This is a genomic window from Lacticaseibacillus sp. 53-4 (assembly GCF_016861805.1).
Lineage (GTDB): Bacteria > Bacillota > Bacilli > Lactobacillales > Lactobacillaceae > Lacticaseibacillus.
Genome location: NZ_BOLT01000040.1, coordinates 1 through 13008, shown reverse-complemented (window position 1 = coordinate 13008; position 13008 = coordinate 1). Strand labels below are relative to the sequence as shown.

The window sequence follows — 13008 nt, the reverse complement described above, 5'->3', positions numbered from 1 at the left end:
CGCAACGCTCCAAACGTTGCTTTCAGACCGGCCAGATGCGATTTCATGTCCCCAATACCGAGGTGAATAATCCAGGTGTATTTGTCTTAGTCGCTTTTATGTCAGGGTGTAACGAATTTATGGTGGTTGGTATCCTACCTGACATTGCGAGCCATTTGCGTGTCTCAATTGCGATGGTCGGCTATTTAGTCACAATATTCGCCACGGTCTATGCTGTCAGCACGCCAATCGTGACGATGCTGACGAGCAAGTATAACCGCTATAAAACCCTTCTGGTGCTAATGGCCATCTTCCTGGTCGGCAACACACTTAGCGGGCTGGCAACCACCTATTGGATGATGATTGTCTCTCGGGTGATTGCTGCCGGCGTTTCGGGTGCCATCATCTCGATCATCATGACCTTTGCCAATCAAATCGCACCTAAGGATAAACGGGCGAATCTGATTTCCTGGATCTATGCAGGATTCAGCATTGCCTCTGTCATTGGCGTCCCGATCGGCACCACCATCAGCACGCATTACGACTGGCGCTATGCTTTCTTTGCAGTATCGCTCATCTCACTGCTCACGATTGGGCTGCTGAGTTGGCTTTTGCCCCACCACATGAAGCAGGTTCAAGGCTCCATCTTAAAGCAGTTAAGTCTGCTTAAGGATTCGCGAATCTACATTGGAATCGCAGTTGTCCTGTTTACCGCCGCCACTCAGTATGGTTATTACACGTACATCCGACCATTACTGACAACAGTGTTAGGGTTTGATACCCAGAACATCAACCTTCTGCTATTCGTCCTTGGCATCGCGAGTGTATTTAGCAACCGATTCTCTGGCACGATTGCGCGCCGCGGCGGCTTAGAGCTTATGCCAAAGTATTACGTGGCAGATGTGGTGATTTTGCTCATGCTGCCCTTGGTCATGATGAGCAAGCTCACTGGCTTCCTTATGCTGATTGCAATCACCATGCTGATCACCTTGTTTAGCGCCTCTATTCAGCTTCATTTTATGGATGTCGCCGAGCAGGACTACCCCCAATCAACATTGCTAGCATCATCGCTGAGTTCGATATTCTTTAACTTTGGCACTTCGTTAGGCTCCGCCACCGCGTCTCTCCTGGTCGGGGCAGTCGGCGTTGGCAGAATCAGCTTGGGGGCAGCATCTTATGCCCTGCTCGCGTTGATTTTACTGGTGATATTGAATCGAATCAATGCCAGTCATCGCTACTCAAACGAGGCAAAAAAGCATCACCAATCTCAAGTAAGCTGAGTCTGATAGGCAATGTTTCTGAGAATCGGATAGGTGAGCATGAATCCTTGCAAGCCTGGTTAGACACACAGGGCCTACTACTACCTTGATTCTCTGTTAAACTTAAGTAGCTGGGAGCTCCGCTTCCGCGACTCCTGGCGGTGAGACCAATGGAGTTCTTCTTTGCAGTTGTTGCTGCTGCTGGCGTGATTGCCAACGGAATCAGTGCCGGCAAGCGGCACTTTTACCGCACTCACGCTCGGCGCGACACACCGCCGCGCGTTAAATCGCATCGGCGACGTCACTAGCGCCGCATAAGGACGTCGGGGTCAGGCCCAGCTAACCTAATCCCGGCGTTTTTGCGCACAAAAAAACGGACGCCCGTAAGCGTCCGCACTCATTTACCGGTAGCTGTCCGGCTGAGTCAATGGAATTCCTCTTTGCGATTTGATTATAACACGCATTGTTGCATTTCCGCACATTTTATACGGTTTTCCGCAATAATCTGCTGTCTTGCCGTTCTTCTGGCGATGCTGTATGTTTGGCTCAAAACCCCTGGAGGCCGCCCATGAAAATCGTGCTCGACACCGAGACCACCGGCACTAACATCAACGATGAGATCCTGCAGCTCTCCATCAGCGGCTACAACTCCAGTTCCGATGTCGACTTCCTGCGGGTGGCGGTGTGACAATCAAAGCGCCAGTCCTTTATGTGATGCCGATATTTTCATCGATCTATGGCGAGTGGCTCAAAGGAAAACTAGGACTCTGCCCTCGATCATCATGATCGACTACAGAGTCCTAGTTTATTTGGCAAAAATCTCTAATCGACTGACTTCAACGCTTCAAGCATATCCACACTTTGAATCTTCCGGTTCATCATGAACATGACCATCAACGAGAAGACAATGGTCAATCCGACCGAGATCAAGATATTGATCCACGTCAGTCCTGGTGCCACCATCGCTGTGGCTGGCGGCAGTAGATCCATGATGTAGGCATGGAACAGATAGCCAACACCAATGCCGACGACGATTCCAGCACCGGTCAAAATGTTGGTCTCACGGTAAATGTACATCAGCACTTCTCGCGGATAGAAGCCCAGCACTTTCAGGGTTGAAAGTTCCCGCATTCGCTCGGAGACATTGATGTTCGTCAGCGTGTAAAGCACGACCAGCGAAAGCAGCGAGGCACTGACGACCAGCACAAGGATCAGGTTGCTCAGATTGCCCAAAATGTTGGTAATGGTCTTCTTGGTTTCTCTGGACTGCACAGTCTCAACTGCCGCTTCGTGGTGGTTGAACTTTGACGCAAAGGCGTTCACTGACTTGCTTGTGTTGTGCTTCAAGGTGACGAGGTAGGCATTTGGCTTCGCCGCTTTGTCGTAGACCTTCTGGTAATATGTCTGGTTCATGTAAACGTAGTGCCCGGCATACATGGTGGTAATCGCTGCGATCTTGACCTTGTGCGCTGTGCCATCAGTGTCTTTAAGACTGATCGTATCGCCGACGCTCGCCCCTTGCAACTTCGCGAGCTTCTGGGACACCACTGCGCCATTATCGGTCAGTGAAAGCTTCTTACCAGTCTTATAGTCACGCAGCTTGATGTAATGATCTAGCTGGCTATCAGACTTCGGTACCATCAAAGCAATACTTTCTCGCGTATCAGAACCGCTTGCGGTCGCGTAAACATTGGCAAAATACGCCGCAGTATCGCGCTTGACCTGGCTTGAATCCGTTACCGCTTCTTGCGCCTTACGCACTGCACTGGTGCCGGCATTGGGATTGTACACGGTCACGAGATCATACTGACTAATATTGCCAAACTGCCGATCAACAATAGTATTCAACGAGTCGCGAATCCCAAAACCGGTAATCATCAGCGCGGTGGCCCCGGCGACCCCGATGATCGTCATGAACATGCGGCCCTTATATCGGAACAGGTTGCGGGCGGTCACTTTGTAGGAAAAGCTCATCTTCCGCCACAACGGCTTGATCCGTTCCAAAAGGATTCGCGAACCATTTGCCGGCGGATTCGGCAGCATCAGCTCGGCCGGAATGATCTTCAAAGAAGACCGCGCCGCCAGCCATGATGCCAGCACCGTTGACGCCAAGGCTAACACCAGGCTCACCGCGACATAGCCGAGATGTGGTGCCAGCAGCAGCGTTGAAAAGTTGAAGTTAGCCGTGTAGGCGTTGAAGATGATACGCGGCAGGACGACCAACCCAAGGACACTGCCAAGCACTGTCCCGGTAACCGCCGTAGTCACGCTGTAAACCAAGAACTCACGCATCACTTCGCCGGTACTGTAGCCAAGGGCACGCATGATCCCCATCTCGATACGCTTTTCTTCGACCATGCGTTGCATCGTCGTGAAGCTGACCAGAATCGCGATCAGGAAGAAGAACGCTGGGAAAGAGCGGCCCAAGACGTCGATCCGCTGGGCATCTTCACCGTAATTATTGTAGCCGTCGTTATAATCGTTACGACTTTCAACAGTAAAGGTCACGTCACCCAGCTGCTTGCGCGTTGTCTTGGCCTCTGCCAGATCAGACTTCGCCGTTGCCAGCGCTGTCTGCTTAGACTTCAATGCGGCGGTCTGTTGATCGAGTGCCTGCTGTTTGGCGTCGATCTGGGCAACCGCCGTGGCATTGTTCGCCGTCTTGGCTGCGGCGAGCTGCGTTGACAGCTGCTGCTGTGCTGCATTCAGCTGTGTGCTGGCAGTCTCGATTGCTGCTTCATTCGTCTGGATCTGACTGTCCCCAGAACTGATCTTGTCATTCAGCTCTGTGCGCAGGTCTGCCACGCGCGTTTTATTGCGTGCATTCAGCTTCTTTTGCAGCTTGTCCGTCAGCGTCTTGGCGTGGTGCTCGTAGCTGGTTGAGTATGCCTGACCTTTAGGATTAGTAAAGGCCAACCGGGCAACGTTCGGCTTGCTGCTGGAAAACGCCGACTTGGTCACGTAACCAAATCCGTACAGTGTTCCGCTGCCGAGACTAGTAGAACCGAGGCTGTCCTTCTTCAGGAATTCGGTTGAAGTGGCAAAGCCAACGATCTTATAGGTCTGCTTCTCTAAGCCGGTTGTGCTGCCAGTTTTGCCCGAAGTAAAACTGACGTGCTGTCCGAGCTTATACTTGCCAGACAGCTTATCGCTTAAGACGATTTCATCAGCGGCTTTGGCTTTGCGGCCTTTCGTGATCGTGAGCTTCGACAGCGTCTGCGGGTTGCTCTGAATCCGCAGCGCATGCCGACTGTCTTTGATCACAACGTCGGTCGTATGCCCGAACTCTGCGGTCTTGATCCCGGACAGCTGACGCACCGTCTGCCGGTCTTTAGCATCAAGGGCCACTGTCGACGTCACCTTGGCATCGGCAAGGTGCTCTGCAGTATAGGACTTCTGCGCGGTGCTGCGCATGTTCGAACCAGTAACATTCAGCCCGATCAATACGAACACACCAAGCATTAGCAGCGCGGAAACTGAGATGAAGCGGGCAATGGAAAGCTTAAACTCACGCGCGATATTCTTATTTAGCATCTTCATCGCGCTCGCCTACCATTCAATCTCGGCCACAGGCGTCGGTTTCTCATTGCGCTCGTCTGCCTTGACCTGGCCGTCTGCGATCTCGATCACGTGATCCGCCATTGGCCGAATCATTGAATTATGCGTCACGATGATCACGTTTTTGCCGGATTCGCGGGCAAAATCTTGGAACAGCTGCAAGATCTTCTTGCCGGTCTTGTAATCCAAGGCACCAGTCGGTTCGTCCGCCAGTAGTAAGTCAGGGTTCTTGGCCATAGCACGGGCAATGGCCACCCGCTGCTGCTCCCCACCGGAAAGCTGCGCTGGGAAATTCTCGATGCGATCTTTCAGCCCAACCTGCGTCAATGCCTGAACCGCATCGACGGCGTCCGGCGCGATCTCTGAGGCCAGCTCAACGTTCTCAACGGTGGTCAGGTTCTGAACCAAGTTGTAAAACTGAAAAACAAACCCGACTTGCTTGCGGCGATATGTATTGAGTCCACGCTTATCTAGCTCGCCCAACTCCACACCATTAACGTTCACAGAACCAGAAGTCAGATGATCCATGCCACCAAGCACGTTAAGCAGGGTCGACTTGCCCGCCCCCGATGCGCCCAATATGATCGTCAGCTCGCCAGGTTCGATTTCAAAGCTGATGTCCTTGTTTGCTGTCACCGCATGACTGCCGGTGCCGTACGTCTTGGTCTCGTTCTTGACCGAAATAAAACTCGTCATTGCATGTCTCCTCCAATTGGTAAATAATGAACACCGTGTTTATCAAACTATGTGATTATTAAACCATCTCAGCCATAAATTTCTATGGTCAAAAATTAAAAAAGTGTACATCAAATACCTGGAGACCCCCATGACAACCCATCAAGAACGCAACGCCCAGACTGAGGCCGCCATTATCGACGCCTTGGTCAAAGTGGGCCGCGAAAAATCACTCAGCCAAATCACCGTCACCGATCTCATCAAAGCAACCGGCATCAGCCGCGGCACTTTCTACCTGCACTACCTGGACAAAGATGACCTGATCGAACAGCTCAAAAGTCAATTTATGACCAAGCTGAAAGAAACACTCGACCAAGAAATGGCAGATACCATGAACCTGCAGGAACTGGCGACCGGTAAACCTTACCCGGTGATCGTCGATATCCTTTCTTTGGTCGCAAAAAATAGGCCCTTGCTGGCCTTCCTGCTTGGGCCTAACGGTGATGCATCATTTTATAGAACCGTCGTCAACGAACTGCAAACCGCCATCTTGCGCGAACTGCGCGTGGTTAAGGGGTCGGCCTCTTTCTGCCGAGAAATTCCGCCAGCCTATGCCATCAACCTGGTCACCAATACGATCGTGAGCACCATCATGGTCTGGCTGACTAATGACGATAATCTGACCAGCGACGAACTGGCTCATGTCATCATGCGCGAGCTCTATCTTTCGCCTTACCAAGTACTGGAAATAGATTCGTGACTGAACCACTCACAATAGGAGGCAGCTCATGAAAATCGTGATCGATATCGAAACCACCGGTGCGGTGCTGGTGGCACTTCTCTATGGCCAGGTCTTGTTATCCTAAAAACGTCTCTGCAAGCGTCTGACCTAGTTAGCTTTACCAATATTCAGCCAGCTGAAACCCCTTCTCAGACCGGCCGCTTGCCAATCTTGACAAGCGTATCAGCCGCCGCAAGGACCGCCTGCTCAGCACTGTATTGTGGCTGCCAACCCAAAACAGTCTTCGCCTTCTGGTTAGAAACATCATGAGAAATGGTGCGCATCAAGTTGCCTTCGCGGGCTACCTGGTTGAAGTATGCAGCGAGACGCATCAGCCAGCTTGACAGCTTGCGAGTCGGAATTCTGCCAGCTAACGCAGGCCGCTCGTGCCGGATTAACGCCGCCATCTCGGGCATCGACAACGGCTGGTCGGCCACTGCTAAGAACCGCTGTCCTGCCGCTTCAGGAGTCTGTGCCGCCAAAATATGCATCGCGGCCACGTCGCGCGCGTCAACCACACTGACAGTGATATCGGGAATACGTTTAAGGGAACCGTCAAGCAGATTTCTGACGATACCAAAGCTGCCGGAAACATGGTCGCCCAACGCGGTACCTAGCATGGCACCAGCGTTAATCGTGGTGAACTCAAGCTTGCTGCCGGAATCCTTGAGGTAAGCCCAGGCACGCTGTTCCGCAATCAACTTTGAACGCTCATACAACGATAAACCGGGCTGATCTGGATCGGTCCAATCTTGCTCAGTGGTCTGCCGCCGCGGATCAAGATTGGAAAAACCCACCGCGCCAAAATTCGCGGTCATCACGACTCTGCGCACACCAGCTTTCTCTGCGGCCTTGAGAATCCGCAGCGTCCCTTGTGTCGCAACTTCGGCAACCTCATCGCTGGCACTCTTGCCGTTGACAAAAACCGGAGCGGCAACAGAAAAAACAGTGTCAATGCCGGCCATGGCAGCTGGCCAACCCGCGTCCTGGGTCAGATCAGCCGCGGCGAAGGTCAGCTGGTCGAGATTCGCGACACCCGCGTTCTTTAAGGGCGTCATGACTTGCCCCTGTTTGTCTAAGCTGCGCAAACTTGTACGCACTGGTACATTTTGAGCAAGTAGCTGCGCGATCAAGTGTAAGGCCAGGAAGCCGTTACCTCCTGTGACTAATACTGCTTTGGTCATTAATTTTACCTTCTTCTCTTGTTTTAAGTGATGCTTTAACTTATGCTCAAAGCGTAAACCCTAGAGCCTACTCTAGGGCAAGTGAACGGAGGAAATATATTGACCTATACCATCAAAGAAGTCGCAGAAAAGACCGGCCTTAGTATCTACACCCTGCGTTATTATGATAAGTCAGGCTTGTTGCCGTTTGTTGCTCGCAACACTTCAGGCTATCGCGAATTTACCGATGGTGACCTGCAACTACTGCACACGATCTGCTGCCTGAAGAATACCGATATGAAAATTGCGGATATCCGGACCTACATTACCTACGTCATGCAAGGCCCCGACACAGTTAAGCAACGTCAGGCGCTCCTGGCCAAGCACCGCGAAAAAGTCGTCGCCAAGCAGGCGCAACTGGCACAAAATCTGCAGGAGATCGACTATAAATTGGACATGTATCGCGCACCGGACGCGGTCGCTCGGGTGAAAGATGAGCTGCGCCTGGCAAAAGCGGACAAGCTGCTAGCCGGTCTGGCCGACCCGTTCCAGGAGACCCATTAGATTCAACGACCGCTAGTTGTCCAGCAACTCAATTCAAACAACAGTCGACTCAATTTAGTCGCCCTTGATTGCTTGTAGAACCAAAACTAGAAAAAAAGCAGACATCTCGCCTGCCTGGACCAAGCGACGCGTTCGCTTGTTAACAAGAATGGCCACGAAAAGGGTCGTTAAACTCGCTGAAATTAATCAGCCTTTTGGTTATAGTACTTCTCAGTCGCTGCTTTGAACACCTCCTGCCAGGCAGCGGTGGCCTTCTTGGCAATCGCGGTTTTCGGCGCCACAATGTCGATGCCGTGAAACCAGCCACCGTAAACGTCGCAGTGCGCGGCAACGCCGGCATCCTGCAAATGCTTAATGTAGGTCAACGTTTCTTGGTAAAACGGTTCGATCGTCCCGACAAACGTGTAGGTCGGTGGCAGATTGCGATAGTCCGTGGCTCTCGCCGGGGCAGCGTACGGCGAAACGTGATCGGTGCGATAAGCCGCCCCCAGGTACAGCCGCCAAGCGTTGTCGTTGCTCTTCGTATTCCAAATCGGCGCATCGTTTACCGCAGAAGACACGGTTGGGCGATCATCCAGCATCGGGTAAAGCGGCATCTGAAAAGCAATGGGGATCTCGCCCTGGTCGCGGGCATACAGCGTAAGGGCAGCGGTCAAGCCCCCACCGGCACTTTCGCCAGCGACAAACAACTGCTCAGGATTGATGCCGAGTGGCGCGTGGTGATCATTCATCCACTTCAACGCTAAATAAGCATCGTCAAGCGCCGCCGGGTACGGGGCTTCCGTAGACAGGCGATAATCGGGCATGACGACGACAGCATTGCTGACAGCCTGCACGTTCCGGGCGTACGACAGGTCAATTTCCGGTATCTCCATCGCGTAGCCGCCGCCGTGAAGCCAAAGCACGCCAGTCGCCAGCGGTTTGGGCTGCAGCGGGCGGGCAACGATGATCCGCAGGCGACTGCCATCTGGGCGTTCGGCCCAGTGCTCGGTGACGTTCATGTCCTTGGGGAAATGCCCTTGGGCGAAGTGTCTCATGAACCAGTTCCCACGGCGGAAAAATTTCGCACTCATCTCTGGCACCAACTTGCGGACCACTACCCCTAATTTCCGCACATCCGGGTGAATCTGATTGTTATTAATGTGTGCCAAAACGCTCACCTCTGCTGACGATCCTTTTCTATACTATCACTGACTAATACTGTGGCGGTGATCAAGAAACTGCATGTTCAGACCAGCCGCGCCAAAACGTAAAAAACACGTCGGACAGTTCACACACCAAGTGCATGCGAAACCTCAGACGTGTTTTTTGATGGCCGCAGCTCAGTCGTGCTGCGGGAAAAGACTACTTCGCGTTTTTGTCGTAATCGGCCATCATCTCATCGATGACTTCCTTGACTGGCTGAATGCTGTGCACCATTGAGATCCCGGTGCCCACGGACACGTAGCCGTGCTCGAGGTCGCCATCCAGCATGCCAATGCGCATACCGCTGGTGCCGCCCATCAGCTTAGCGTTGGCCTTTTTGGCTTCGACTGCCGGCAACGTACGGTCGTTTTCGGCCAGCTGGTCAACCAACTTGGTCGGCAAAGACCGGTAGTAGTCCGGCAGCGTCCGGAACAGGGTCAGGTCCTCGGCGTTCGAATGCACAATCAGCTGCTTGACGTTCTCAGCGGCCGGATTTTCAGTTGTTGGGATCAGGCGCGAGCCAACATAGACGCCTTCCGCGCCGAGCGCGAAGGCCGCGTTGACGGTGCGGGAGTCGGCAATCCCGCCAGCCAGCAGTACCGGGATTTTTACGGCGTCAGCGATCATCGGCATGATGGCAAACGAGCCGATCTCGCCGCCGGGCATGGTGCCGCCTTCGTCAAAACCAGTTGCCACGTACACGTCCGCGCCCTGCTTTTCGACGGCCTGGGCGTCCTCGATCGACGGCTGCAGGGAGCGCACGATAGTTTTAATGCCGTGGTTCTTGAGCGTCTTCATGGTCGCTGGGTCGACGCCGTAAGTGTCGCTGGACACGCCGCCGAGCGAGTTCAGAAGCACAGCCGGCACGTGTTCTTCAATGACCACGTCCAGAATTTTCTTCGTGAAAATCGAGGCCTCGCCGCCAGCCACGATCAGGGTGACGGCAAACGGCTTATCGGTCAGCGCCTGGGTCTGCTTGACCTGTTCGCGCATGCGCTTGGCGGTTTCATCGGCGCTGGGCGTCACCGTGTGCGCGCCGGCATTGGGGCCGAGAATCCCCATGCCCCCGGCATTGCTGACGGCGGCGACAAACTTAGCATCTGTCAGCCACGACATGGCGCCCTGAACAAAGGGATACTTGATCCCCAGAATTGCTGCGACTCGATTCATGTTTTATCCACACCTTTCGTTATCTACGGTCACTATACTAAGCGCCTGCCCGCGCTTCAATTGACAAAACCGCGCGCATTGTGCGTTAAGTGTCATTTAACTGGTATACTGTCCGTTAAGAGGAAAAATCATGAATAAAAACGATCTGCGTTACCGCAAGACGGAAACCAATTTAAAGCAGGCCTACCTTTCGCTGCTGGCCGAGCACGACTGCCACACCATTACGGTAAGTCAGCTCTGCACACTGGCCCAGTGCGCACGCAATACTTTTTACCAGCACTACGCGGACCTCAAAACGCTGCAGGACCGCATCATCGGTGATGTGCTGGACGAAATGGCAGGCGCCTTTCTCACCGGCGATACCGATCTGCGCCAGCTCGACGCCGCGCGGACCAAGCAATATGTAGCCGGCATCATTACGGCGGTTGAAGCCCAGCAGCCGACACTGCAGGTTCTACTCGCCAAAGATGACGGAACGTTTCAAAAACAGCTTGAGGACGTCATCTACACGCAAGTCATGGCCGGGGATCAGCAGTTGTCCCAAGCCGCCGACACCGCCATCAACCGCCTGAACGCGGCCTATTTGGCTGCCGCCGTTGCCGGCTTCATCACCCGCTGGCAGAGCGAACCCACCGTCACCGCCGCCGTGGCAGAGCAGACCTTGCTTGCCCTGCATCAGCCCACTATCGACACCAGCACAGCTTACTTGAAGGTGAATTAAGCAGGACTTATCACGTCACCTCAGGTCTTGCGCTCCTGATTGCGGCGCATTGATTACTTTGTCAGGAAAAAAGCTTGATTCCCGCGATTATCGCAGAACCAAGCCTAAACCACAATCTGAGACCATATCGCGCTTCGTAATGTTTCCCGTGAAACATCCTCGAAGTGATCCTTCAAGGAAAGCTCTTATCGAGCTGCTCAGTTAGCTTCCGCCTCGCGCGTATAGTGCTCGATAATCTGCCGCAGCGCTGCGGCGGCGCGCGCATCGCCGGTCAGCTTCGTGTAATAGGCAGTGAAGCGCGGATCATCGGTGTACATAGCGGCCAGCGCCCGGTGCATCTGTCCCGTCAGGTTCGGCGTAGTCGCCAGCAGCCAGGTGCGATGCGCGGTGTATGCCTGCTTTGATGCAGCGCTAGGCAATACTGGCGCGGCGAGATACTGCAGCAGCGCTGCCTTAAGCTGCCCCTCGGCCTCGGTCGTCGCCTGATACTGCGCCTCAGTCAGGCCGGCATAGCGCGCATCTGCAGCCGCCTTGGCCGCTTTACCGTACCGCGCTTCAACCTCCTGCCCGAAAGCCGCGTCATTTTCCTGGAGACGCTGCCGCTTCAGTGCCTCAAATTTTTCTAGGTCTGCCATTTCGGACCCTCCCTTCTGATTGGCGAGGGTGACATCAAGTGCCTGCAGCTGGCGGTCAACTTGCCGCCGCTCAGCCAGCAGCCTTTTGCGCTGCTCGCCCAGCATGGCAGCCTGCTTGGCCGGCGGCTGAGGCAGCAGCGCCTGAATCTCCGCCAGCGCAAAGCCCAGCGCGCGGTAAGTCAGGATCAGCTGCAGTCGGTCGACTTCCGCCTGGCCGTATTGCCGATAGCCATTTGCGGCCAGCGGCAGGGTCAGCAGACCAATGCGGTCGTAATAGCGCAGCGTGCGCGCCGTCACCCCGCTGAGCGCCGCCAGCTCACTAGTCGTGTATGCCATGATGTCACCTCCAAAGATCAGGATAAGGGCTGACGCCGCGTCAGGGTCAAGCACGAAAGCCGAAACCTGATTGGATTAAAGCTTGATTATCGACTCGCGCACCAGCATTTCCGTCTCGCGTCGTAAGCTGTCCGGCTCACCATTGATTTGCGCGATGCGCACCACCTGCTTGGCGACTCGAATCTGATGATCGACTTTAAGCTCGTATTCATTCCGGTCTAGAAACATGACAGCTGACTGCAACGCAGTTCTTTTATTAGCATCGTTGAAAACATGCTTTTTAGTCACTTTGATTAAGTAAAAAGTCGCTAACTGTTCAATCTCTGGGTACAAAACTCGACCGAAAACTTCTTGGCTTGCAGATTTGACGATGTAATCCAGTGCTTCGGCATCCCGAATACTCGGCGTCGTACCGAAGCGTTGCTGAATGCGGACGTTGATGGCAATGATGCTTGCTGCGGAAAGATATTTCACTACTTATCCTCCAAATACTGCATGGCCGCCATGTACTTATCAATCATCTGATCGATGGCTTGAACATCCTCAATCGTCGTCGTCTGCTTCTTTGGGCTGGCCACAATTTCACCATCCTGTAATTTGACTGTCAGTGTCTCCCCCTTTTTCAGATTCAGCTGGGCCACGACATCCGCCGGAATTGTGAAGTATAAGCTGTTATTCATCTGGCCAATAATGCGTTCCTCAGGCTTCATTTCGTTCATAGATTATCACCTCTATACCAAGTATAGACTATTGACTCGGTATAGACAATCGCTCTATATCTGACGTCATACAAGCCATGCCATGAAAAAGCAGTCACTTCAACGGCACCTTCAGCAAGTCCGTGATTGATTTGGCACGTCTATCGACAGAAAAACGATACTGAGGCACCCAACCGTCACAATCAACCTGGATTATTCATAGAATTTCAAAAAAGCAGCGCAATCCCACGATTCACACGGGACTGCGCTGCTTTGGTGTTTCA

At 53.4% G+C, this 13008-nt stretch carries 12 protein-coding genes; 4 read left to right on the top strand and 8 right to left on the bottom strand.

Going from position 1 to position 13008, the window contains the following annotated elements; translation table 11 throughout:
- Positions 1-35: 35 nt before the first annotated feature.
- Positions 36-1259 (top strand): MFS transporter, encoded by a 1224-nt coding sequence (locus JUF21_RS10855; RefSeq protein ID WP_203664593.1) that lies wholly within the window; start codon positions 36-38, stop codon positions 1257-1259.
- Positions 1260-2060: 801 nt separating this feature from the next.
- Here JUF21_RS10855 and JUF21_RS10850 read toward each other — a convergent pair.
- Positions 2061-4778: an FtsX-like permease family protein gene (locus tag JUF21_RS10850; protein ID WP_203664591.1), complete on the bottom strand. Its 2718-nt coding sequence runs from the start codon at positions 4776-4778 to the stop codon at positions 2061-2063.
- Positions 4779-4787: 9 nt separating this feature from the next.
- The gene (locus JUF21_RS10845; RefSeq protein ID WP_203664589.1) at positions 4788-5492 is read right to left on the bottom strand and encodes an ABC transporter ATP-binding protein; all 705 of its coding nucleotides are present in this window, start codon (positions 5490-5492) and stop codon (positions 4788-4790) included.
- 130 nt (positions 5493-5622) lie between these two features.
- Here JUF21_RS10845 and JUF21_RS10840 point away from each other — a divergent pair, with 130 nt between their 5' ends.
- Positions 5623-6231 (top strand): TetR/AcrR family transcriptional regulator, encoded by a 609-nt coding sequence (locus tag JUF21_RS10840; RefSeq protein ID WP_203624820.1) that lies wholly within the window; start codon positions 5623-5625, stop codon positions 6229-6231.
- Positions 6232-6401: 170 nt separating this feature from the next.
- Here JUF21_RS10840 and JUF21_RS10835 read toward each other — a convergent pair whose 3' ends face one another.
- Entirely contained in the window at positions 6402-7436 is a 1035-nt protein-coding gene (locus tag JUF21_RS10835) for an NAD-dependent epimerase/dehydratase family protein (RefSeq protein WP_203624819.1), read from the bottom strand.
- Positions 7437-7535: 99 nt separating this feature from the next.
- Between JUF21_RS10835 and JUF21_RS10830 the strand changes: the two genes are divergently transcribed.
- A complete protein-coding gene (locus tag JUF21_RS10830; RefSeq protein WP_203624818.1) occupies positions 7536-7979 on the top strand; it encodes a MerR family transcriptional regulator in 444 nt (147 codons plus the stop codon).
- Between the two features lie 182 nt (positions 7980-8161).
- Here the strand turns inward: JUF21_RS10830 and JUF21_RS10825 are convergent, their stop codons facing one another.
- A complete protein-coding gene (locus tag JUF21_RS10825) occupies positions 8162-9130 on the bottom strand; it encodes an alpha/beta hydrolase (protein ID WP_203664587.1) in 969 nt (322 codons plus the stop codon).
- Between the two features lie 193 nt (positions 9131-9323).
- On the bottom strand, positions 9324-10334 hold the full coding sequence (locus tag JUF21_RS10820) for a nitronate monooxygenase family protein (RefSeq protein ID WP_203624816.1): 1011 nt from the start codon (positions 10332-10334) through the stop codon (positions 9324-9326).
- A gap of 130 nt (positions 10335-10464) precedes the next feature.
- Here JUF21_RS10820 and JUF21_RS10815 point away from each other — a divergent pair, with 130 nt between their 5' ends.
- Positions 10465-11055: a TetR/AcrR family transcriptional regulator gene (locus JUF21_RS10815; RefSeq protein WP_203624815.1), complete on the top strand. Its 591-nt coding sequence runs from the start codon at positions 10465-10467 to the stop codon at positions 11053-11055.
- A gap of 197 nt (positions 11056-11252) precedes the next feature.
- On the opposite strand, the gene JUF21_RS10810 is transcribed toward JUF21_RS10815, so the two are convergent.
- The 3 genes from JUF21_RS10810 to JUF21_RS10800 form a co-directional block, all read right to left on the bottom strand.
- Positions 11253-12026, bottom strand: coding sequence for a MerR family transcriptional regulator (locus tag JUF21_RS10810; protein ID WP_203664585.1), 774 nt, complete (start codon positions 12024-12026; stop codon positions 11253-11255).
- Between the two features lie 75 nt (positions 12027-12101).
- Positions 12102-12500 (bottom strand): type II toxin-antitoxin system death-on-curing family toxin, encoded by a 399-nt coding sequence (locus JUF21_RS10805; RefSeq protein ID WP_203624813.1) that lies wholly within the window; start codon positions 12498-12500, stop codon positions 12102-12104.
- Positions 12500-12745 carry an AbrB/MazE/SpoVT family DNA-binding domain-containing protein gene (locus JUF21_RS10800; protein ID WP_203624812.1) on the bottom strand — a complete coding sequence of 82 codons (246 nt, stop codon included), beginning with the start codon at positions 12743-12745 and terminating at the stop codon, positions 12500-12502. The genes JUF21_RS10805 and JUF21_RS10800 overlap by 1 nt, the downstream gene beginning before the upstream one ends.
- Positions 12746-13008: the final 263 nt, after the last annotated feature.